The organism is Salinarimonas rosea DSM 21201 (assembly GCF_000429045.1).
Lineage (GTDB): Bacteria > Pseudomonadota > Alphaproteobacteria > Rhizobiales > Beijerinckiaceae > Salinarimonas > Salinarimonas rosea.
Genome location: NZ_AUBC01000010.1, coordinates 60671 through 82172, shown reverse-complemented (window position 1 = coordinate 82172; position 21502 = coordinate 60671). Strand labels below are relative to the sequence as shown.

Genomic DNA, 21502 nt, shown 5'->3' with positions numbered 1-21502 from the left:
CCGCCCGGCGCCCCTCCCCTCCCCCGTCGCGCGCTGGTAAACCGGAGGGCATGACCACAGACCCCGTGCTCGAGGCCGATGCGCCCCCCGCCGCCGCGCGATTGTCCGCCTCCCGCGGGGCGGCCGCCGCGTCGAAGCCGGGGGAGGACCGCGTCACGCCGATGATGGCGCAGTACGTCGAGATCAAGGGCGCGAACCCCGACAGCCTGCTGTTCTACCGCATGGGGGACTTCTACGAGCTGTTCTTCGAGGACGCCGAGATCGCCTCGCGGGCGCTCGGCATCGTGCTGACCAAGCGCGGCAAGCACCTGGGCCAGGACATCCCCATGTGCGGCGTACCGATCGAGCGCGCGGACGACTACCTCCAGCGCCTGATCGCGCTCGGCCACCGGGTCGCGGTCTGCGAGCAGATGGAGGACCCGGCCGAGGCGAAGAAGCGCGGCGCCAAGGCCGTCGTGCGCCGCGACGTGGTGCGGCTCGTGACGCCCGGCACCATCACCGAGGAGCGCCTGCTCGAGCCTGCCCGCGCCTCGCTCCTCGTGGCGGTCGCCCGGCGCAAGCTCAGCGACGACGCGCACGCCTACGGCGTCGCGGCGGTGGACATCTCGACGGGCGCCTTCACCGTGACGGAGACGACCCGCGGCGGGCTCGGCCCCACCCTCGCGCGGCTCGATCCGCGCGAGATCGTGCTGCCCGACACGCTGCACGACGACCCCGACCTCGCCGGCGTCTGGCGCGAGATCGGCGCGCCGCTCTACCCGCTCGCACGCGACGGGCTCGACGCCGCCTCCGCGCAGAAGCGCATCGAGGAGGCCTTCGGCGTCGCGACGCTCGACGCGTTCGGCGCCTTCTCGCGCGCCGAGATCGCGGCGGCGGGGACCGTGCTGCACTACGTCGCGCGCACGCAGATCGGCGCGCGCCCCGCGCTGCGCCCGCCCGCGCGCGAGGACGGCGGCGGCGTGCTGGCGATCGACCCGGCCACGCGCGCGAACCTCGAGCTCGTGCGCACGCTGTCCGGCGAGCGCGCCGGCTCGCTGCTCGCCGCCATCGACCGCACGCTGACGCCCGGTGGCGGGCGGCTCCTCGCCGAGCGGCTCTCCGGCCCGCTCACCGACGTCGCCGCGATCCGCGCACGCCAGGAGGCGGTGGCACGCCTCGTCGAGGACGTCGTCCTGCGCGAGGGCCTGCGCGAGCGGCTGGCGAGCACGCCCGACATGTCCCGCGCGCTGGGGCGCCTCGCCCTCGACCGCGGCGGGCCGCGCGACCTCGCCGCCGTGCGCGACGGCCTCGCCGCGGCCGGCGCCGTCGTGACGCTGCTGACGCGGGCGGGTGACCTCCCCGCCGAGATCGAGGCCGCCCGCGCGGCGCTCGCCGATCTCCCGCCGGCGCTCGAGGCGCGACTCGCCGACACGCTCGCCGAGGACCTGCCGCTGTCGAAGCGCGACGGCGGCTTCGTCGCGGCGGGGGGCGACACCGCCCTCGACGAGGCGCGGGCGCTCGGGACGGATTCGCGCCGCTTCATCGCCGGGCTGCAGTCCCGCTACGCCGAGGAGACCGGCTGCCGGACGCTGCGCATCAAGCACAACTCGATGCTCGGCTACTATCTCGAGGTGCCTGCCGCCTTCGGCGAGGAGCTGCTGCGCGGGCCGCTCAAGGGGAGCTACATCCACCGCCAGACGATGTCGGACGCGATGCGCTTCACCACGCTCGAGCTCGGCGAGCTCGAGCGGCGCATCGCCTCCGCCTCCGAGCGCGCGGTGGCGATCGAGCACGCGCTCTTCGCGGACCTCGCCGCGATGCTCGCGACCGCCCGCGCGGCGATCCTCGCCGCCGGGGACGCGCTCTCCGCGATCGACGTCGCCTGTGCGCTCGCCGACCTCGCCGCCGAGCGCGACTGGACGCGCCCGCTCGTCGACGAGAGCCTCGCCTTCGCGGTGGAGGACGCCCGCCACCCCGTCGTCGAGGCGGCGCTCGCCCGCGAGGGCAAGCCCTTCATCGCCAATTCCTGCGACCTCACGGGAGACGATGCGGGAGAGGGGGCCGGCGCGATCGCCGTGGTCACCGGCCCGAACATGGGCGGCAAGTCGACCTTCCTGCGCCAGAACGCGCTCGTCGTCGTGCTCGCCCAGATGGGCGCCTTCGTCCCCGCCGCGCGGGCGCATGTCGGCGTGTGCGATCGCTTGTTCTCCCGCGTCGGCGCCGCCGACGACCTCGCCCGCGGGCGCTCGACCTTCATGGTCGAGATGGTCGAGACCGCCGCCATCCTGAACCAGGCGACGCGCCGCTCCCTCGTCATCCTGGACGAGATCGGGCGCGGCACCGCCACCTTCGACGGGCTCTCCATCGCCTGGGCGGCGGTGGAGCACCTGCACGAGGAGAATCGCTGCCGGGCACTGTTCGCCACGCACTTCCACGAGCTGACGCGGCTGACCGAGCGCTTCGAGCGCATCGAGACGCTGACCCTGCGCGTCGCCGAGCACGCCGGGCAGGTGATCTTCCTGCACGAGGTGGTGAAGGGCGCCGCCGACCGGTCCTACGGGCTCCAGGTCGCCAAGCTCGCGGGCCTCCCGGCGCCGGTCGTGGCGCGGGCGGGCGAGATCCTGCGCGAGCTCGAGCGCAGCGAGCGCGAGCATCCCCGCGCCGCGCGCCTCGACGACCTGCCCCTCTTCGCCGCCCCGGTGAGGACGGCGGCCCCTCCCCCGCCACCCCCGCCCGCGAAGCCCGCCCGCGACCCGCTGCGCGAGGCGCTCGCCGCGCTCGACCCGGACGAGTTGACGCCCAAGGCGGCGCTGGAGGCGCTCTATGCGCTGAAGGCGGCGGCGCGGGAGGGAGGGAGCGGATCGTGACGGCGATGCGCCGCGCCCTCCCCCACGAAGGCGAGGCCGTACGCGCGCTCGTGCGCGCCGCCTTCGCCGTGCACGTGCCGACTCTGGGGCGCGAGCCACGGCCGATGGGCCACGACTGGCCGGCCTGCGTCGCCGCGGGCGAGGTCTCGGTGCTCGACGACGACGCTGGCGCCCTCGCCGCCGTCGCGCGGCTCGTGCCTCAGCCCGACGCGCTCCTCGTCGAGACGATCGCGGTGCGCCCGGACCTGCGCGGCACCGGTCTCGGCCGCGTTCTCCTCGCCTTCGCCGAGGACGAGGCCCGCCGGCACGGCCTCGCGCGGCTGCGGCTCTACACCAACGCGCTGATGACGGGGAACATCGCGCTGTACGCCCGCCACGGCTATCGCACGACCCACGAGACGGGCGAGCCGCCGATGCGGCGGGTGTGGATGGAGAAGGTGCCGACCTGACGCGCCACCCGCGTCAGAGCGCGCGCACCAGCACCGCCTGCCGATCGAGCCCGACGCCCGTCATCCGCCAGCCGCGGCGCTGGTAGAAGCCGATCGCCTTCGTGCCCTGGCCCGTGGCGAGCCAGGCCTGGGCGTGGCCGGCCTGCTTCAGGGCGGCCATCAGCGCCTCGTGCAGCGCCGTGCCGTGGCCGCGCCCCTGAGCCGGGTCGATCACGAACATGGCCCAGACGTAGCCGTTGAGCGGGCTCGCGCAGGCGAAACCCTGGAGCGTGCCGTCGCCGTCCGCGCTGGCGAGGAAGATCCCCTCGTTCAGGTACCAGAACACTTCCTGGTCGCTGATCGCGGTCGGGTCCGCGAGGCGGTTCTCCGAGACGCCGAGGCGGATCTCGGCGATGCGGGGCAGGTCCTCGGCACGGGCGGGGCGGATCGTCGGCACGGGGCGGCTCCGGAGGTGACGGCGAACGAGGGCGACGCGAGCGATCTCCCGTAGCACCCCGCGCGCGCGACGGCTGTCGCCCGCGCGCCACAGGCGCCGCGCCATGAACCCGGGCGATCCGGGAGCCCGACCACCGGCCTGCCGACCACGGGTGGCACGCAACTCAGACATGGCTCAACCGTCTTCCGACGAACTAACATGCAGCCGATTCGACCTCCCCGGGAGCATCGGCGAGCCATGACCGTCCACAGTGCCTCCGACCCCGAGCCCCCGCGCCCCGTGCTTCCGCCCGGCCTGCCCGAGCCCGTGGACGACGGCGCCTGCGCGCATCTTCCGGGCCGCCCCCTGCCGGCGATCGCGCTTTGCGGCTCGCACGGGGAGGACGTCGTGCTCGCCCGGCTTCCCGGCTGGAGCGTCGTCTACTGCTACCCGATCTCGGGGGAGGACGATTCGATCCTGCCCGACGGCTGGGACCTGATTCCCGGTGCCCGCGGCTGCTCGCCGCAGAGCTGCTCGTTCCGCGACCACGCCGCCGAGCTCGCGGCGCTCGGCGCCCGCGTCTTCGGCCTCGCGACGCAGTCGCCGGGCTACCTCGCGGGCGAGGTCGCGCGCCTGCACCTGCCGTTCCCGCTCCTCTCCGACGAGGCGTTCGCCTTCCAGCGCGCCCTCGACCTGCCGCTCCACGACGTCCCGGTCGCCGGCCGCCGCGTCCTGCGCCGCGTCACGCTGATCTGCGCCGGCGGCGTGATCCGCGACGTGCACTACCCCGTCTTCCCGCCCGACCGCGCCGCCGAGGCGACGCTCGCGCGGCTCGGGAGCCTGGTTCGCGGAGAGGAAGGCAGGACAATTACGTAGCGTCGATTCGCCGAACCCGCGGCAAGCCGCTCCGCGTTTCGCACGGTACGATGGCGATGCATCCACTTCTGATGTAATCGGGTTGTCGAATCCGACCAATTACACAAGAACTCGGTGCGAATTAGCCCATTATTTACGCCATCAGGCTCATGCATCTCCCGAGCGACGAGTGTGTCGCGCGCGGAGGTCGGGATGTCGGGGTTCTTGTCACGGTTCAGGATCGGTCAGCAGGTCGGGCTTCTCAGCGCGCTCGGCATTATCGGCTTCCTCTGTGCGATGCTGGTTTTCGTCAACGGCCTGCGCGAGATCGGCGCGGGCGTCGAGGAGCTCGAGCGCCTGGCGGCACGCGGTGAGGCGGCCGATCGGCTGTCGAGCGCGCTCGTCGACGCGCGCCTCGCCGAGACGCGCTTCCTGATGACGCCGAGCGACGCGCTCGTGACCCAGCACGCGCGGACGCTGGAGACCGCCCGTGCGAGCCTCGCCAGCCTCGAGACCGGCCTCGCCGGCACGGACCAGGCGCTCGCGAGCGCCCTCGGCGCGCTCGGGACGCGGCTCGACGCCTACGCCGTGCGCTTCGGCGACATCGTCGCGTCCGAGCGGCTCCTGGGCTTCGACGAGAGCGAAGGCCTCGAGGGCGCGCTGCGCGCGGCCGTGCACACCGTCGAGGAGACGCTCGGGACCTACGAGGACGCCGAGCTGGCGGTGCTGATGCTGATGATGCGTCGGCACGAGAAGGACTTCATGATGCGCGCCGACGCGAAGTACGTCGAGCGGCATGTCGCCCGCCGCGGCGAGTTCGCCGCCCTCCTGGCCGGGCGCGCCGCGATCGCGGCCGAGGGCCAGCGCACCATCACCGAGCGCATGGACGCCTACGGCGCCGCCTTCGACGCCTTCGCGGCGACGAGCGCGGCCAAGGCCGAGCAGGTGGCGGCCCTCGCGGCGGTCTATGCGGAGATGGAGCCGCAAGTCGCGAGCGTGCTCGAGACGATCGCGAGCCGCACGGCGCAGGGGCGGGCCGCGCTCACGGCGCGGCAGGTGTCGGTGGAGCGCACGGTGTGGATCGCGCTGGGCGTGATCTTCGCGATCCTGCTCGCGGCGTCCTGGATCGTCGGGCGCTCGATCTCCCGGCCGCTCGTGGCGCTGGCCGGCACGCTGACGCGGCTCGCGGAGGGCGACGGCGCCGTCGCCGTCACCGGCGAGGACCGCCGCGACGAGATCGGCGCGATGGCGCGCGCGCTCGCCCTCTTCAAGGCCGTCCTCGCGCGCAATGCCGAGATGGAGGCGCAGGCCAAGGCGCGGGAGGCGGACGCCGCCGCCGAGCGCAAGCGCCTGCTCGCGGGCCTCGCGACCGAGTTCGAGAGCCGCGTCGGCGGCATCGTCGCCAAGGTGGCGGACACCGCGCGCACCCTCACGGCCTCCGCGCGCGACCTCTCGGCCTCCGCCGAGCAGACGACCGGCCAGGCGAGCCTGGTCGGCGCCGCCTCCGAGCAGGCCGCAGCCAACGTCGGCACCGTCTCCGCCGCAGCGGAGGAGCTCGCCGCCTCGACCGCCGAGATCGGCCGTCAGGTGAGCGACTCGAGCGCGCTGGCGACCACCGCCTCCGGCCAGGCCGAGGAGGCCGTCGCGCGGGTGCGCGGCACGGCGGAGGCGGCCGAGCGCATCGGCGACATCGTCTCGATGATCCAGGCCATCGCCGAGCAGACGAACCTGCTCGCGCTCAACGCCACGATCGAGGCCGCCCGCGCCGGCGAGGCCGGGCGCGGCTTCGCCGTCGTCGCCGCCGAGGTGAAGAACCTCGCCGACCAGACGGCCAAGGCGACCGTCGAGATCGGGCAGCAGATCCAGGGCATCCAGGCGGCCTCCGCCGGCTCCAGCGAGGCGATCGCCGAGATCGCCCGCGTCATCGGCTCGCTCTCGGCTACGTCCACGGCGATCGCCGCCGCGATCGAGCAGCAGGGCGCGGCGACCCGGGAGATCGCGCGCAACGTGCAGGAAGCGTCCACCGGCACCGGCGAGGTCTCCCGCGGCATCGTCGGCGTCACCGAGGCGGCGACGACGGCGAGCCGTTCGGCGGGCGCCGTGCTCGGCTCCGCACGCGATCTCTCCGAGCGCGCCGACGAGCTTTCGCGGGCGGTGGCGGGCTTCGTCGGCGCCGTCACCGAGTAAGGCAGCGCGCGAGCGGCCTGATCCGCAGAGGTTGCGGAGGGGTGTCGAGACGAACCTCTCCGCTTGTCATCCGGCACCCCATATGCAACCTTGATCGCGCTCCGTTCCCGAGCCGTCGAGGTCTCCCATGGTCACGCGCGTCTCAACCGTCTCGTTCGAGGGCGTCGAGGCGCGGGCGGTGGAGGTGCAGGTCCAGGTCGCGCCCGGCGACGTGAAGTTCAACGTCGTCGGCCTGCCGGACAAGGCGGTGGGCGAGAGCCGCGAGCGGGTGCGCTCGGCAATGATCTCGTCGGGCCTGTCGCTGCCGACGAAGCGCATCACCGTCAACCTCGCGCCGGCGGACACGCCCAAGGAGGGCAGCCACTACGACCTGCCGATCGCGCTCGGGCTGATGGCGGCGCTCGGCGCGATTCCCTCGGACGCGCTCGACGGCTTCACCGTGCTGGGCGAGCTCGCGCTCGACGGCTCGATCACGCCGGTGGCGGGCGTGCTGCCCGCCGCGATCGCCGCGCACGGGCGCGGCCAGGGGCTGATCTGCCCCCGCGCCTGCGGCCCGGAGGCGGCCTGGGCGTCGGAGGAGATGGCGGTGATCGCGCCGGAGAACCTCGTCCAGCTCGCCAACCACTTCAAGGGCACGCAGGTCCTCTCGCGGCCGGAGCCCGCGGTCGCCCTGCGCGGCGGCGCGCTGCCGGACCTCGCCGAGATCAAGGGCCAGGAGAACGCCAAGCGCGCCCTCGAGATCGCGGCCGCCGGCGGCCACAACCTGCTCATGTCCGGCCCGCCGGGCGCGGGCAAGTCCATGCTCGCCCAGCGCCTGCCCTCGATCCTGCCCGCGCTCTCGCCCCGCGAGCTGCTCGAGGTCTCGATGGTGCATTCCGTCGCCGGGCTGATCGAGGAGGGCCAGCTTTCCGACCGGCGTCCGTTCCGCGCCCCGCACCATTCCGCCTCGACGGCGGCGCTGGTGGGCGGGGGCGTGACGGCGCGCCCGGGCGAGATCTCGCTCGCCCATCGCGGCGTGCTGTTCCTCGACGAGCTGCCGGAATTCCAGCCACAGACGCTCGACAGCCTGCGCCAGCCGATGGAGACCGGCGAGGTGATGATCGCGCGCGCCAACGCGCGCTGCACCTATCCCGCGCGCTTCCAGCTGGTGGCGGCGATGAACCCCTGCCGCTGCGGCCAGGCGACGGAGCCCGGCTTCGCCTGCCGGCGCGGGCAAAACGAGCGCTGCATGGCGCAGTACCAGGCGCGCCTCTCCGGCCCCTTGCTCGATCGCATCGACCTCACGATCGAGGTGCCGGCCGTGCGCGCGGCGGACCTGATCCTCCCGCCGCCGGCGGAGGGCTCGGCCGAGGTGGCGCGCCGGGTCGCCGCCGCGCGCGCCGTGCAGAGCGGGCGCTATGCCGCGCTCGGCCTGCCCGCCAGCACGACGAACGCCGCCTGCCCCGCGGCCGTGCTCGAGCAGGTCGCGGCGCCGGACGCGCAGGGGCTCGCCCTGGTGCGCGACGCATCGGAGGCGATGAAGCTCTCCGCGCGCGGCTACCACCGCGTCCTGCGCGTCGCCCGCACGCTCGCCGATCTCGACGGCACGAGCCGGGTCGGGCGCGTGCACGTGGCCGAGGCGCTCTCCTACCGCTCGCACCTCGACCGCCGCAGAGTTGCCGCATAGGTCTGCGTGCGAGCGAGGCGAGCCGTTCGTTTGTCTCGCGCCGCGCGGTGGGCTATGGTTGCTTTTGTCCCGATGCTCATATTACCGGAAGCGGGCTGGCAATGAGCGCGCATCTCAACAACGGCGACCTCGCGAGCGATGCCCGCGCCATGCTGGCCGTCCTGTCGAAAGCGGACGAGCCGGGGGCCCTGCTATTCGAGCTGGGGGTGGCACTCGGGCGCTTCGGAGTGGAGAACATCGTGGTCGCCACATTCGAGCGGGCCGGTTCGCTCGGTACGGACGCAATGCTCCTGCAGAAGCTCCCCAAGGACTGGCTTCGGACCTACGTCGAACATGAGTACGGGCGGCATGATCCAGTCCTGCGGCTGTGCACGCGAACAAAGCGGTCCTTCGCCTGGACAGAGGCGGAGCGGGAGCTTCCGCCTAACGCCCGATCCGCGGAAGTGATGGCGGCGGCAGGCCGCCACGGCATGACCGAAGGATTGTGCGTGCCGATCCACGGCAGGCGCGGACTCGAAGGGTGCGTGTCGGTCAGCGGAGCGTGGCTCGACATCGGTCCACGGGTTCGCCCCGTCATCGACGTCGTGGCCCGTGGGGTCTTCGACCGATGCCGCGAAATGGCGTCGCGCGCACATCGGAGCGCTCCGTCGCACCTGACGCGGCGCGAGCGAGACGTTTTATACCTCGCGGCGCGCGGCCTCTCTGCTGGGGCTGCGGCTGCGGAGCTGGGCATCTCCGAACGGACGGTGACGACGCACATGACGAGCGCGTGCCGTAAGCTCGATGCTCCGAACAAGACCGCGGCCGTCGCCACCGCAATCCTGCGTGACCTCCTCGGCCCCGCACATCGTAATTTCTGACGATTATATGCGTCCTTGAGCTGACACATAGTGGCGGTGGGAAACCGCGTCTCCCGGACCCGGGCACGGGACGATGCTCCAGGAGGTCGACGAGGCTGGAATGCGGAACGAGAACGACGCCGATCGCGATCGACATCAATCCGGCGGTGACGGACCGTCGCATCGCATGATGATGGATGAACAAGATGCAAGGTACCTTAAATTGCTGGAAGAGCCGCTGGTAGAGGACATATTCGAGCTTGCGGTCATGATGGATGAGAAGGACCGGAAGCTCGCGTTTGATCTAATTGTGACAATTCTCAGCAATAAGAAGTCGATCTGAAGTCCTCGTACACTCAGCCGATATGAGAATGGGACACGATCCTCTCAGGTCGAACGAAACCCGGGGTGTTGCCTCTCCTGGGCGATTGGTACATATTGCAGAGGCTCGGTTTCGGGCGCGCGGGAGCCTGCGCGCGCCGCGCCGGAGCCCGGAGGCGTCGCGAGATCGATTCGATGAGAACTCTCTCCCCCGACAGCCAACTCTCCTTCGAGATCATCGACCGGATCAGCACCGCGGCGAAGCTGGAGGAAGGCCATGCGGTTCTGCGCGAGAACCTGCATCGCTACGACCTCAAGCACGTGGCGTACCTCGGCCTGAACATCCCCTCGGAGCGGCGGCGCATGCCGCTCGTCGCGGTGACGTATTCTCCGGAATGGCAGCGGCACTACGAGCAGAGCGACTACGTCAACATCGACCCCGTGGTCAGCGCCGGGCTGGGCGGGGTCCTACCGATCGACTGGACCGAGATCGACCGCACGCGCTCGACCATCCGCAAGGTCTTCGGCGAGGCGCAGGAATTCGACGTCGGCATGCAAGGGCTGTCGTTCCCGATCCGTGGCCGCTACGGCGAGTTCGCGCTGTTCTCTATCAATGCGGACGTTCCGGCCAGGAACTGGCCGTCGCTGAAAAGGATGCTCATCAAGGAGTTCATGGTCATTTCCTACTACTTCCACTCGTGGGCCTTGCAAGTGGAGAAGATCGAGCAGAACGATTACGCCGGCAAGCTGTCGGAACGAGAAAAGGAGTGCCTCCGCTGGTCGGCCGCCGGCAAGACGATATGGGATACGTCGACCATCCTGGGATTGAGCGAGCGAACCGTGAGGTTTCATCTGGAGAATGCACGTTCGAAGCTCAATGCCCTCTCTACGACGCATGCCGTTTCGAAAGCAATTTCTTATGGCGTTATCCCGCTACCCTAGCTAGTTTACCTGTCTTTTCCGACAGGTTCTTTCCTAGTTCTTCATGCAAGTTTCTTTCCGTTGGCTGTGTCCCACAATCGACGGGAGAAACCTAATGATCCGCGTCATCCAGAGCCACCAGCGAGGGCAGTTTCCCCGAGAGATCGATGCGATGCATCGCATCCGCAAGAAGGTCTTTCACGATCGCCTCGGCTGGGATGTCTCGATCATTCGCGACTGGGAAGTCGACGGGTTCGATGCGCTCGACTGCGTCTACCTGATCTGCGTCGACGATGAGGAGCGCATCCTGGGGAGCATTCGGCTGCTTCCCACAATCGGATGCAACATGCTCAACGACGTATTCCCAGAGCTGCTGCCGGACGGGGCCCGCGTCGAGAGCCCGCTGATCTGGGAGTCGAGCCGGTTCTCGATCGACCCGGACGCGGACGTCGAGCTGACCCGCAATCGGTTGAGCCGCCCCACTGCAGAGCTCATCCTGGGCATGAACGAGCTCGGTCGCGAGCTCGGCCTATCGCACATCGTCACGGTGTACGACGCCTTCATCGCGCGCGTCCTGCGCCGTGCGGATTGCCGCGGCGAGCCGATCTCGAGCCCGATCCGCATCGGCAAGACGATCGCCTTCGCCGCGCTCTTCGAGATCGGCGACGAGATGGAGGCCGCCCTGCGCAAGGCGAGCGGCATCACCGGCCCCGTGCTCGAGGCGGGTCGACAGATGGCGCGTTCCGACGCCGCGTGAACAACCAAGAAAAGAGGCTCTCCGATGTCCAAGGTTTCCATCGAGTTCAAGACCGCCAGGCGCGACGCGTCGGGAGAGGGGCCGCTCGAGCTCTCGCCGCGTGACGTCCGGTCGCTGTACTTCGTGCGTGAGCCCTACGTCGACCAGATCGTCGACACGGCCGTCATGCTGACCGAGGCGGAGCGCAAGCTCGCGCTGCGCCTCATCGAGGCGGTGCTCGAGCATCGCCGCGCCTCGCTCTCGTGAGGGAGCCCCGGCCCGCCACCGCGGGCCGGGCATCGTCGACGACACGCCATCGGCGCAACGGACCGTTCACCGTCTTTCTCAAGCCGACCTTCAGCCCGCGCGCGGCAGGGTGCGCGGACGAAGACGAGGCGGCGCGATGGACGGTCTCCTGATCATCACACCCGTGGCTGCCGCGCCGGCATTCGCCGGCGCGGTCGCCGTCGTGGCGACGCTCGCCGCGGGGCTGATCCTGCGCGCCCACAGGCGGCTCGCAGCGCGCACGCGCCGGCTCGAGGCCGACGCGGAAGCGCTCCAGGACCGGCTGTGGCACGCCGAGGAGAGCGAGCATTTCTTCCGTGCCTTGGCCGAATCGCAGGTCGACGCCATCGTCCAGCGCGACGCGCAGGGGCGCGTCACCTGGGCGAACGACGGCTTCGCCGCCCTCGTCGGGCTCCCGCGCGAGGAGGTGCTGGGCCGGGCGCACGCGCCCCGGGTGCTGGAGAGCCGGCCGCCGCGACGGCGCGCCGACGGCGCCCGCCTGGTCGACGAGGCGATCGAGACGCCCGAGGGCGTGCGCTGGATCGGCTGGATCGAGACCACCGCGCCGGGACGCGGCGGCGCCCCCGAGACCCTGCGCGCCGGGCGCGAGATCACCGAGCGCGTCTCGGCGGAGACCGCGCTCGCCGAGGCGCGTGCCCGCGCCGAGGCCGCGAGCGAGGCGAAGTCGCGCTTCCTCGCCACGGTCAGCCACGAGTTCCGCACGCCGCTCGGCGGCATCCTCGGCATGGCCGACCTCGTCCTCGACACGCGCTGCGACCCCGAGCAGACGACCTACGCCCGGGCGATCAAGACGTCGGGGGCGGCGCTCCTCTCGCTGATCGACGAGATCCTCGACTTCTCCCGCATCGAGGCGGGAAAGCTCACCCTCGCCCCGGCTCCCTTCGATCTCGCCGCCTGCGTCGAGGGCGTGGTGGAGCTCCTCGCGCCGCGCGCACAGGGCAAGGGCATCGAGATCGCGGGCTTCTCGGCAGCCGAACTCCCCACGCGGCTCGTCGGCGACGAGGCGCGCATCCGGCAGATCCTGGTCAACCTAGCCGGCAACGCCGTGAAGTTCACCGAGACCGGCGGCGTCGGCGTCGAGGCGATGCCGGGTGCGGGCGACGGGATCGTGCTGCGGGTCTCCGACACCGGGCCGGGCATCGCGCCCGAACGCATCCCGGCCCTCTTCGAGGAGTTCGAGCAGGGCGACGGCTCGGCGGCACGCCGCCATTCGGGCACCGGGCTCGGGCTCGCCATCACCCAGCGCCTCGTCGCGGGCATGGGCGGGACCATCACGGTCGAGAGCGCGCCCGGCGCGGGCGCGCGCTTCACCGTGACCCTGCCGCTGCCCGCGGCGCCGGCGCCCGCCGTCGCCGCCGAGGCGACGCCCTTCCCGTCCCTCGCCGGCCGGCGCATGCTCGTGCTCGCCCGCTCGCCGTTCGAGGCGCCCTTCATCGCCCGCCGGCTGGAGCAGGCCGGCGCGCGGGTGCACGTCGTCGCGACCGAGGGCGAGACGCTGGCGAAGATCGCCATGGCCGGCCCTGACGCGACGTTCGATTCGCTCATCGTCGACTGCGCACTCGGCGACGACCTCGCCCGCGACGTCGCCGCGGCGGCGCGCGAGGCGGGCGTGTCGCGGGCGATCGTGCTGCTCTCGCCCTTCGAGCGGCGCGACCTCGGCTCGCCGAGCGCCGCGGGCTACGACGGGTATCTCGTCAAGCCCGTGCGGGCGCGCTCGCTCGTCGAGAGGCTCGCCGGGCCGCTGGCGCCGCGCGCCGCGCCGGGTGGCGCCGAGCCGGCCGGTTCCGTGCCCGCGGGTGCCGTGCCCGCGCCGGTCCCGCAGCCGGCGCGCAGGCGGCTCCCCGGCGAGCGCGGGAACGCACCGCGGCCCGGCGCGCCGCGCGTGCTGCTCGCGGAGGACAACGAGATCAACGCGCTCCTCGCGCTCAAGGCGCTCGAGAAGCGCGGCGCCGTGGTCGACTGGGCGAAGGACGGCCACGAGGCGGTGGCGCTGGCCGAGGCCTCCTTCGCCGGCCTGCGGCCCGACTACGACGTCGTCTTCATGGACATCCGCATGCCCGGCCTCGACGGGCTCGAGGCGACGCGGCGCATCCGCACCCTCGAGCGCGCGCTCGGCCGCCGACAGCCCCGCCAGATCGTGGCGCTCACGGCGAACGTGCTCAAGGAGGACGAGGAGGCCGCCCGCGAGGCCGGGCTCGACGGCTTCCTGCCCAAGCCTTTCGAGCCGCGGATGCTGGAGCGGCTCCTCGGCGACGCCGGGCTGGCGCGCACCGGCTGAGCGAATCCTCTCCAGGGATTGCGATTTTTCCTGTCCCGGCTACGGTGACAGGCGCAACGGATCTGTCACAATTGTGTTGAAACGCTATGGTTCAAGAGCCGAAAGGCGGACGCGGCGAGAGAATCGCGATGCGGAGGTTGCCGCCCGACGAGGATGTGATGGCGCCGTTTCCCGCAGTCGAAACGACGTCGAGCCGGCTTCCGAGCCGCTTCGGCTTCTTGTTGACCTCTCCCCAGATCACGAGCTTCGTCCGCCCCTTCCGCAAGAAGGGCTCGGCCGCGATCGCGTTCCTGCGCGGCGCGAACGTCGACCGCGCGCCGGTGCAGCGCCCGCTCGACCCGACGCTCGGCCGCATCGGCTCGCTCGAGGTGCGCCTCGCCACCACGCCGCGGGAGATCCGCGCTGCCCAGCGCCTTCGCTACAAGGTGTTCTACGAGGCGGGGCGGGCGCTGCCGCACACGGCCTCCGCGCTCGCCCGGCGCGACTTCGACGAGTACGACGCGATCTGCGATCACCTGCTCGTGCTCGACCACGCGGCGCCGTCGAACCTCGGCGAGCCGGCGCGCAAGCTGCGCGGCATCCCGGCGCGCACCGCGCACCCCGCCGTCGTCGGCACCTACCGCCTCCTGCGCCAGGAAGTGGCCGAGCGGCATTTCGGCTTCTACACCCAGGCCGAGTACGACATCGCGCCGATCATCACCGCGCACCCGACGAAGCGCTTCCTCGAGCTCGGCCGCTCCTGCGTGCTCGAGGCGTATCGCACGAAGCGGACGGTCGAGCTGCTCTGGCACGGGATCTGGGCCTACGTGCTGCACCACCGCATTGACGTGATGCTGGGTTGCGCGAGCATGGAGGGCACGGACCCGGACGCGCTCGCCCTGCCGCTGTCCTTCCTGCACCACCACGCCGCCGCCGCCGAGGGCTGGCGCGCCCGCGCGGTGCCCGGGCGCTATGTGCCGATGGACCGCCTGCCGGCCTCGCGCGTCGACGCGAAGGTGGCGCTCCACGCGCTGCCGCCGCTGATCAAGGGCTACCTGCGGCTTGGCGCCCGCTTCGGCGACGGCGCGGTCGTGGACACCCAGTTCGGCACGACGGACGTGCTCGTGGTGCTGCCGGTCTCCGCCATCAGCCCGCGCTACGTCACGCATTTCGGCGCGGACGCGGGGCGCCACGCCGCCTGAGCGAGGCGAGCGCGTCGCTCAGGCCGCGTCGCCCAGGAGCGCCGCGAGCCCCTCCCGATAGGTCGGATAGAGCAGGTCCACCCCCAGCTCCTCCCGCAGGCGCCGGTTCGAGACCCGCTTCGACGTGGACCAGAAGCTGCGGCCCATCGGGCTGAGCTCCGCCTCCTCGAACGGCACTTCCGGCGGCGGGACGAGCCCCGCGAGCTCGGCGGCGTGGGCGACGACGTCCTGCGGCGGGGTCGGCAGGTCGTCGACGACGTTGTAGACGCCGCCCGGCCGCCCGCGGGCGAAGGCGGCGAGCACGGCCTGCGCGATATCCGCCACGTGGATGCGGTTGAAGACCTGCCCGGGCTTGACGATGCGCCGCGCGGTGCCGGCGCGCAGCTGCACGATCGGGTTCCGTCCGGGACCGTAGATGCCGCCGAGCCGCAGCACGCACACGCGCTTGCCCGCCCGCGTGCCCAGCGCGCACCACGCCTCCTCGGCCGCGAGGCGATCCTCCGCGCGCCCGTGCTTGGGGGCGGTGGGCGTGTCCTCGTCGACCCAGCCGCCCTGCGCGTCGCCGTAGACCCCGATGGTCGAGAGATAGACGATGCTCGCGAGCCGCGGCGCCGCCGCGATCGCCTCGCCGAACGCCACGAGGGCGGGGTCGACGCCCGCGCGCGGCGGAATCGAGAGGAGGAGATGCGTCGCCCGGGCGAGGTCGTCTCCGATGCGCGGGTCGGCGCCGTCCGGCCCGAACACGCGGGCAGCCACACCTCGGGCCTCCAGCGCGGCCGCCTTCTCCTGCGTGCGCACCGTCCCGACGACGGCCGAGAAGCCGCCGCGCCGAACGACCTCGGCGGCGCTGTAGCCGTGCCCGAAGGTGAACAGATCCGTCACGCCGTCCCCCGTTTCCACGTTGCGGGTGGACGCTAGCCCGCCGCGACCGCTCCGTCACGGGACACGACGTCGCCGCGCGCTCACTTCAGAGGGCGAAGGAGCGTCTCGCGGGCGCGACGCAGCCATTTCGGCGGCCGTTCCGGATCGAGCAGGTCGTTCTCGGCGAGGATCTGCTCCGCCGGGCCGATCGGGTCGGGCTCGTAGGGGACGAGGCCGCGCCCCTCCTTGCGCAGGCGCTCGATGCCGCGCACGAGGCCCGCCTCGGACAGGGCGCGATGGGCCTCCTCCGGCGCGCAGGCGAGGTGCTCGGCGAGCAGGTCCGCGCGCACCTCGCGAATGCGCTCCTTCAACTGCGCCTCGTCCGGCGCGCCCGCCACGGCCTCGATCGCCACGTCGCACTCGGTGTCGAAGCCCATCGAGCGATTGTTGAGGTTCGACGAGCCGATGCGGATCAGCCGATCGTCCACGACGAGGATCTTGGCGTGGACGTAGATGTCTTCGCCGGCGTGCGTCACGGGCGTGTAGATCCGGAAGCGGTCGTGGCGGTCGGCGTCGTGCACGAGCCCGAGCAGCCGGGCGCGCGCGGTGTCCATGGTCGCCGCCTCGAGGTAGCCGTCCGCCGAGACCGGGTTGACGATCACGATCTCCGGCCCGTCCTCGTCGCGCAGGCGCGCGGCGATCGCCTCCGCGACCGTGCGCGAGGCGAAATACTGGCTTTCGCAGTAGATGGTCTCGCGCGCCTCGCGGATGCAGGCGAGGAGCAGGCTCTCGACCTCGAAGACGCGGCGATGGTTGCCGAAGAGCGGCGCCGTGCGGGCGATCCCCACGTCGACGTCGACGAAGGTGGGCGCCACCGCACCGGGCCAGAAGGGCTCGCGCGGAGGCGGCGGCTCGAGCGCCTCGCCGGTGGCGAGCCTCCAGCGCTCGCGGGCGTGCTCGCCCAGCGCCTTCGCCGTCGCGCCGTCGAGCGCCATCGTCGCGTCGTGCCAGGGGCCGTAGGGACGCCCGCTCGGACGGCGCCGGCGCGGATCGTCGTCGACGTGCCCGCGCGTGTCCCAGCGATCGGCCGTCATGTCGATGCCGCCGCAGAAGGCGAAAACGTCGTCGATGGCGACGATCTTCTGGTGGTGCGCGGCGCCCGGCGGGTGCGCCCCGTCGAGATGGAATCGGATGTTGTCGCTCGTCGTCCAGTCGAGGATCATCAGCGGCGTCGAGCCGCGACCGAGCGCCTGGACCATGCCGAGGTCCCATTTGAGCACGTAGATCTTCAGCTCGGGGCGGGTCTTGCCGATCCAGCGCAGGAACGGCCCGAGCGCATTGGGGCCCTCCAGCGTGGCGCCGTCGGGCTCGAACTGGATGCGCAGGTCGAAGTCCCAGCCGATCAGCATGATCGAGTGGCGTGCGGCGAGCATCGCCTCCTTCACCGCGCGGAAATAGTCCTGGGCATCGACGACGAGGCCCGCCCTGCCGGCGCGGGCGATGCGCCAGCAGGTGTCGCCCGGGCGCAGGAGTCGATCGGGTGCGGGCGACGCGTCGTGGCGCGCGGCGGTGGTCGGCATCGGTCCCTCCCCCGGCACGACGGCCGGTCCGGGAGGAGAACCGGACACACGCGGCGGCGGTTCCGACCGGCGCCTCAGGCCGCGCCGGCGCGGCGCCGTTCGTTCATCAGCGTGTCGATCTCCGCCGCCGGCATCGGCCGCGCCAGGAGGTAGCCCTGCAGCTGGTGGCAGCCCAGCGCCTGGAGGAAGCGCTGCTGCTCCTTGGTCTCGACGCCCTCGGCGGTGACGGTCAGCCCGAGCGCGCGTCCCAGATGCACGATCGAGTGCACCAGGATCGCGCTCTCTCCCGTCGCCTCCATGCTCTCCAGGAAGGAGCGGTCGATCTTGATCTTGTCGAAGGCGAAGCGGCGCAAGTAGATCAGCGAGGAATAGCCGGTGCCGAAATCGTCGAGCGCCAGGTTCACGCCCCGGCCCCTGAGCCGCATCATCGCGGCCTCGGCCGCGTCCGCGTCCTCGACGACGACGCCCTCGGTGAGCTCGAGCTCGAGCCGCGTCGGATCGAAGCCGGTCTCCTGCAGGATGCGCACCACCGAATCGACGTAGTCGCGCTGGCGGAACTGGATCGGCGAGACGTTGACCGCGATCCGCAGCCCCGGCCAGCGCCGCCCGTCGAGGCAGGCGCGGCGCAGGACCCAGTCTCCCAGCGGCAGGATGAGGCCGCTCTGCTCGGCCATGGCCACGAAGCGGTCGGGCGGGATGAAGCCCTTCTCGGGATGGCGCCAGCGCACGAGCGCCTCGAGCGCCACCACCTCGTCGCGGTCCGCCGCGAAGATCGGCTGATAGTGCAGGTCGAGCAGGTCGCCGGCGATGGCGTCGCGCAGGTCGTCCGAGACGAGCTTGCGCATGCGGATCGCCTCGTCCATGCGCCGCTCGAAGAACGAGTGCCGGTTGCGGCCGTCGTTCTTGGCTTGGTAGAGCGCCGTGTCCGCGAGCCGCATCAGCGTCTCGCGGTCGAGCGCGTCGTCCGGCGCGAGCGCGATGCCGATGGACACGCCGATCGTGACGGCGTTGTGCTCGATCTCGAAGGGCTCGGCGATCGCCTCGAGGAGGCGCCGCGCCAGCGCCTCGGCGCAGTCGGCCCTCGCGAGGCCCGGCTGGATGATGGCGAACTCGTCGCCGCCGAAACGTGCGAGCACGTCGGTGCCGCGCAGATGGGCCATGAGCCGCCGCGCCACCGCCTTGATCAGCTCGTCGCCGGCCTGGTGACCGAAGGAATCGTTGACCTCCTTGAAGCGGTCGAGGTCGAGGAACATGACCGCGAGCCCCTCGCCGGTGCGCGCCACCCGGGCGAGCTCCTGCTCCAGGCGCTGGGCGAAGAGGAGGCGATTCGGCAGGCCCGAGAGCGGATCGGAGACCGCCAGCGCCTGGACGTGCTCCTGCGTCTGGGCGAGCTCGGCCGAGACGCGCCGCGCGTGCAGGACGGCCAGCCCGAGGAGCAGGAACGCCAGCGCGGCCGGGCCGATCACGAGCCCCGTCACCTTGCTGCGCCAGTTCGTGCCCGGGCGCTCCGGCGTCCAGGCGACGTGGTAGACCGCCTCCCCGTCCACGGCGGCGATGTCGAAGCCGCGGACGGGATCGTCGATCGGCCCCTCGCCGACCATGAAGTTCCCGATCGCCTGGTCGATCGCCAGCGCGGCGAGCTCGTCGCGGTTCATCGCCCGCAGGCCCACCGCGAGGGCGCCACCGGCGGCGTGCAGCTCCGACACGGCGAGAACGGCGACGATGCGCCCGTCGATCGCCGCGAGCTTCGGCGGCGCCCTGCGCCGGGCGCTCGACGCACTCCCGTGCTGCGCGTCGAGGAGCGCGCGGCCGAGGAGATCGGCCACGATCGCCGTGTCGAGGGAGAGCACCGGCCGCGCGCCCGCGCCGCGGGCCACCTCGGCGCCGACGATGCGGCCCTCGGCATCGAGCGTGAACACGCCGGTCGCGTCGAAGTGGGGGCGCGCCAGGGTCAGGAACGCGCCGGTCTGGGCCGGCCCGAGCGGCTCGGCGCCGGCGGCGGCCTTCAGGCTCGCCTCCAGCGTCTGCGCGTAGGCCTCGAGCTGCATGCCGATGACGGCCTGCATGCGGTCGCGCGCGGCGACGGCCGCCGCCCGATCCGCGTCACGGCTCACCCAGAGCAGGGCACCGGTCGCGACCGCCACGATGACGATCAGCAGCGCCACCAGCGGCCAGAGGAGGCGCGGGAGGAAGACGCGGGTCGCCGGCGAGGGCTGGAAGGTTGGTGCTTGCATGGCCGTCCCGGGTTCGACGGCGCATGATCCCGGTCATTCGTTCAGAAATGGTTGTAGCTGCGACTTTACATACGTTGGCCTCGCCGCGCGTCGCGCAGCGCGAGGGCGACGTCGGCGAGGGCGCGCGGATAGAGCGTGTGCTCCTCCGCGAGCACGCGCTCCGCGAGCGTCTCGGGCGTGTCCCCCGGCAGGACCGGCACGCGCGCCTGCGCGATCGTCGGCCCGGCATCGAGCTCGGGCACGACGTGATGGACCGTGCAGCCGTGCTCGGCCACGCCCGCCGCGAGCGCGCGCTCGTGGGTCCTCGTTCCGCGGAAGGCGGGCAGCAGCGAGGGGTGGATGTTGATCATCCGCCCCTCCCAGGCGCGCACGAAGCCCTCCGTGAGGATGCGCATGAAGCCCGCGAGCACGACGAGCTCGACACCCGCCTCGCGCAGCCGGGCATCGAGCGCGGCATCGAAGCTCTCGCGGTCGGGATAGGCCGCGTGGTCGACCACCGCGGTCGGGATGCCGGCCTCGCGCGCGAGAGAGAGCCCCCCGGCGTCCGGCCTATTCGAGAGGACGAGGACGATGCGCGCGGGATAGTCCGGGTCTCGCGCGGCCGCTAGCAGCGCGACCATGTTCGAGCCGCGTCCCGAGATTAGGATCGCCGTCGGGACGCGCGCGTCGTCGCTCACGACGGAAGCTCGCCCTCGAAGCGCACGGCAGCGCCCTCCCCGCGGGGCTCGACCCGCCCGATCGGGGCCGCGCGCTCGCCGAGGGCCGCGAGGCGCGTGCAGACGGCCTCCGCGGCCTCGGGCGCGACGACGCAGACCATGCCGACACCGCAATTGAAGGTGCGCAGCATCTCGGCCTCGGCGACGCCGCCCGCACGGGCGAGCCAGCCGAAGACCGGCGGCGGCGCGATCGCCCCGAGATCGACACGCGCGCCGAGGTCGTCCGGCAGGACGCGCGGCAGGTTGTCCGGCAGCCCGCCCCCGGTGATGTGGGCGAGCGCATTGACCGCGAGCCCCTCGCGCAGGAGCGCGAGCAGCGGGCGGACGTAGATTCGCGTCGGCTCGAGCAGCGCGCGCCCGAGCGTCTCGCCCGGCGCGAACGGCGCCTCGTCGCCCCAGCCGAGCCCGCTCGCGGCCACGATCCGGCGCACCAGCGAGAAGCCGTTCGAGTGGACGCCCGAGGAGGCGATGCCGACGAGCACGTCGCCGGCCGCGACTCCGCGCGGCAGCAGCGTGCCGCGCTCGGCCGCGCCCACCGCGAAGCCGGCGAGATCGTAGTCCGCGCCCTGGTAGACGCCCGGCATCTCCGCCGTCTCGCCGCCGATGAGCGCGCAGCCAGCGCGCCGGCAGCCCTCGGCGATGCCCGCGACGAGCGCGGTGCCGGTCGCCGCATCGAGCTTGGCCGTCGCAAGATAGTCGAGGAAGAACAGCGGCTCGGCGCCCTGCACCACGAGATCGTTGACGCACATCGCCACGAGGTCGATGCCGATCGTGTCGTGCAGCCCCGTCTCGACGGCGATCTTCACCTTGGTGCCGACGCCGTCGTTCGCCGCGACCAGGATCGGGTCGACGAAGCCCGCGGCCTTGAGGTCGAACAGGCCGCCGAAGCCGCCGATCTCGGCGTCGGCGCCGGGCCGGCGGGTCGCGCGCACGAGCGGCTTGATCGCCTCGACCATGGCGTTGCCCGCGTCGATGTCGACGCCGGCCTGCGCATAGGTCATCCCCTGTCGCCGGTTCTCGGCCTTCTCCTCGGCCACGTCCTCGGCCATGCCGCCCGTCTCCCGCCTCGCGCCCGCTCCACCGGGCCCCCGCGGGTTACAGCCCCCGGGAG

The 21502-nt window shown here is 72.3% G+C and carries 18 protein-coding genes; 12 read left to right on the top strand and 6 right to left on the bottom strand.

Annotated features, from left to right (window positions below; translation table 11 throughout):
• Positions 1–50: 50 nt before the first annotated feature.
• Together mutS and G407_RS0108165 are read left to right on the top strand one after the other, a co-directional pair.
• Entirely contained in the window at positions 51–2846 is a 2796-nt protein-coding gene (mutS, locus tag G407_RS26475; protein WP_052341099.1) for a DNA mismatch repair protein MutS, read from the top strand.
• A gap of 5 nt (positions 2847–2851) precedes the next feature.
• Complete coding sequence (locus G407_RS0108165; protein WP_043539305.1) at positions 2852–3295, top strand: GNAT family N-acetyltransferase; 444 nt, start codon at positions 2852–2854, stop codon at positions 3293–3295.
• A 13-nt stretch (positions 3296–3308) separates the two neighbouring features.
• Here G407_RS0108165 and G407_RS26470 read toward each other — a convergent pair whose 3' ends face one another.
• Entirely contained in the window at positions 3309–3731 is a 423-nt protein-coding gene (locus tag G407_RS26470; protein WP_156917512.1) for a GNAT family N-acetyltransferase, read from the bottom strand.
• A gap of 237 nt (positions 3732–3968) precedes the next feature.
• Between G407_RS26470 and G407_RS0108155 the strand changes: the two genes are divergently transcribed.
• The 10 genes from G407_RS0108155 (at position 3969) to olsB (ending at position 15000) form a co-directional block, all read left to right on the top strand.
• Entirely contained in the window at positions 3969–4586 is a 618-nt protein-coding gene (locus G407_RS0108155; RefSeq protein ID WP_052341097.1) for a peroxiredoxin, read from the top strand.
• Between the two features lie 204 nt (positions 4587–4790).
• On the top strand, positions 4791–6752 hold the full coding sequence (locus tag G407_RS0108150; protein ID WP_156917511.1) for a methyl-accepting chemotaxis protein: 1962 nt from the start codon (positions 4791–4793) through the stop codon (positions 6750–6752).
• A 127-nt stretch (positions 6753–6879) separates the two neighbouring features.
• Complete coding sequence (locus G407_RS0108145) at positions 6880–8418, top strand: YifB family Mg chelatase-like AAA ATPase (protein WP_029030416.1); 1539 nt, start codon at positions 6880–6882, stop codon at positions 8416–8418.
• A 101-nt stretch (positions 8419–8519) separates the two neighbouring features.
• Positions 8520–9278 (top strand): LuxR family transcriptional regulator, encoded by a 759-nt coding sequence (locus G407_RS26465; RefSeq protein ID WP_052341095.1) that lies wholly within the window; start codon positions 8520–8522, stop codon positions 9276–9278.
• A gap of 100 nt (positions 9279–9378) precedes the next feature.
• Positions 9379–9600 (top strand): hypothetical protein, encoded by a 222-nt coding sequence (locus G407_RS0108135; protein WP_156917510.1) that lies wholly within the window; start codon positions 9379–9381, stop codon positions 9598–9600.
• Between the two features lie 173 nt (positions 9601–9773).
• Complete coding sequence (locus G407_RS26460) at positions 9774–10520, top strand: helix-turn-helix transcriptional regulator (protein WP_156917509.1); 747 nt, start codon at positions 9774–9776, stop codon at positions 10518–10520.
• Positions 10521–10614: 94 nt separating this feature from the next.
• The gene (locus G407_RS0108125; protein WP_029030413.1) at positions 10615–11256 is read left to right on the top strand and encodes an acyl-homoserine-lactone synthase; all 642 of its coding nucleotides are present in this window, start codon (positions 10615–10617) and stop codon (positions 11254–11256) included.
• Between the two features lie 24 nt (positions 11257–11280).
• Positions 11281–11502 carry a hypothetical protein gene (locus tag G407_RS0108120; RefSeq protein ID WP_029030412.1) on the top strand — a complete coding sequence of 74 codons (222 nt, stop codon included), beginning with the start codon at positions 11281–11283 and terminating at the stop codon, positions 11500–11502.
• 136 nt (positions 11503–11638) lie between these two features.
• The gene (locus G407_RS26455; RefSeq protein WP_084327390.1) at positions 11639–13819 is read left to right on the top strand and encodes an ATP-binding protein; all 2181 of its coding nucleotides are present in this window, start codon (positions 11639–11641) and stop codon (positions 13817–13819) included.
• Between the two features lie 218 nt (positions 13820–14037).
• Positions 14038–15000, top strand: coding sequence for a l-ornithine N(alpha)-acyltransferase (olsB, locus tag G407_RS0108110; protein WP_245259054.1), 963 nt, complete (start codon positions 14038–14040; stop codon positions 14998–15000).
• Positions 15001–15018: 18 nt separating this feature from the next.
• Here the strand turns inward: olsB and G407_RS0108105 are convergent, their stop codons facing one another.
• From G407_RS0108105 to purM, 5 genes are all read right to left on the bottom strand, one after another.
• Positions 15019–15882 carry an SDR family oxidoreductase gene (locus tag G407_RS0108105; protein WP_043539262.1) on the bottom strand — a complete coding sequence of 288 codons (864 nt, stop codon included), beginning with the start codon at positions 15880–15882 and terminating at the stop codon, positions 15019–15021.
• 80 nt (positions 15883–15962) lie between these two features.
• Positions 15963–17441: a phospholipase D-like domain-containing protein gene (locus tag G407_RS0108100; protein WP_052341094.1), complete on the bottom strand. Its 1479-nt coding sequence runs from the start codon at positions 17439–17441 to the stop codon at positions 15963–15965.
• Between the two features lie 74 nt (positions 17442–17515).
• Positions 17516–19675 (bottom strand): putative bifunctional diguanylate cyclase/phosphodiesterase, encoded by a 2160-nt coding sequence (locus G407_RS26450; protein WP_052341093.1) that lies wholly within the window; start codon positions 19673–19675, stop codon positions 17516–17518.
• 65 nt (positions 19676–19740) lie between these two features.
• Complete coding sequence (gene purN / locus G407_RS26445) at positions 19741–20352, bottom strand: phosphoribosylglycinamide formyltransferase (RefSeq protein ID WP_043539260.1); 612 nt, start codon at positions 20350–20352, stop codon at positions 19741–19743.
• Positions 20349–21440 (bottom strand): phosphoribosylformylglycinamidine cyclo-ligase, encoded by a 1092-nt coding sequence (purM, locus tag G407_RS0108085; RefSeq protein WP_052341092.1) that lies wholly within the window; start codon positions 21438–21440, stop codon positions 20349–20351. The genes purN and purM overlap by 4 nt, the downstream gene beginning before the upstream one ends.
• Positions 21441–21502: the final 62 nt, after the last annotated feature.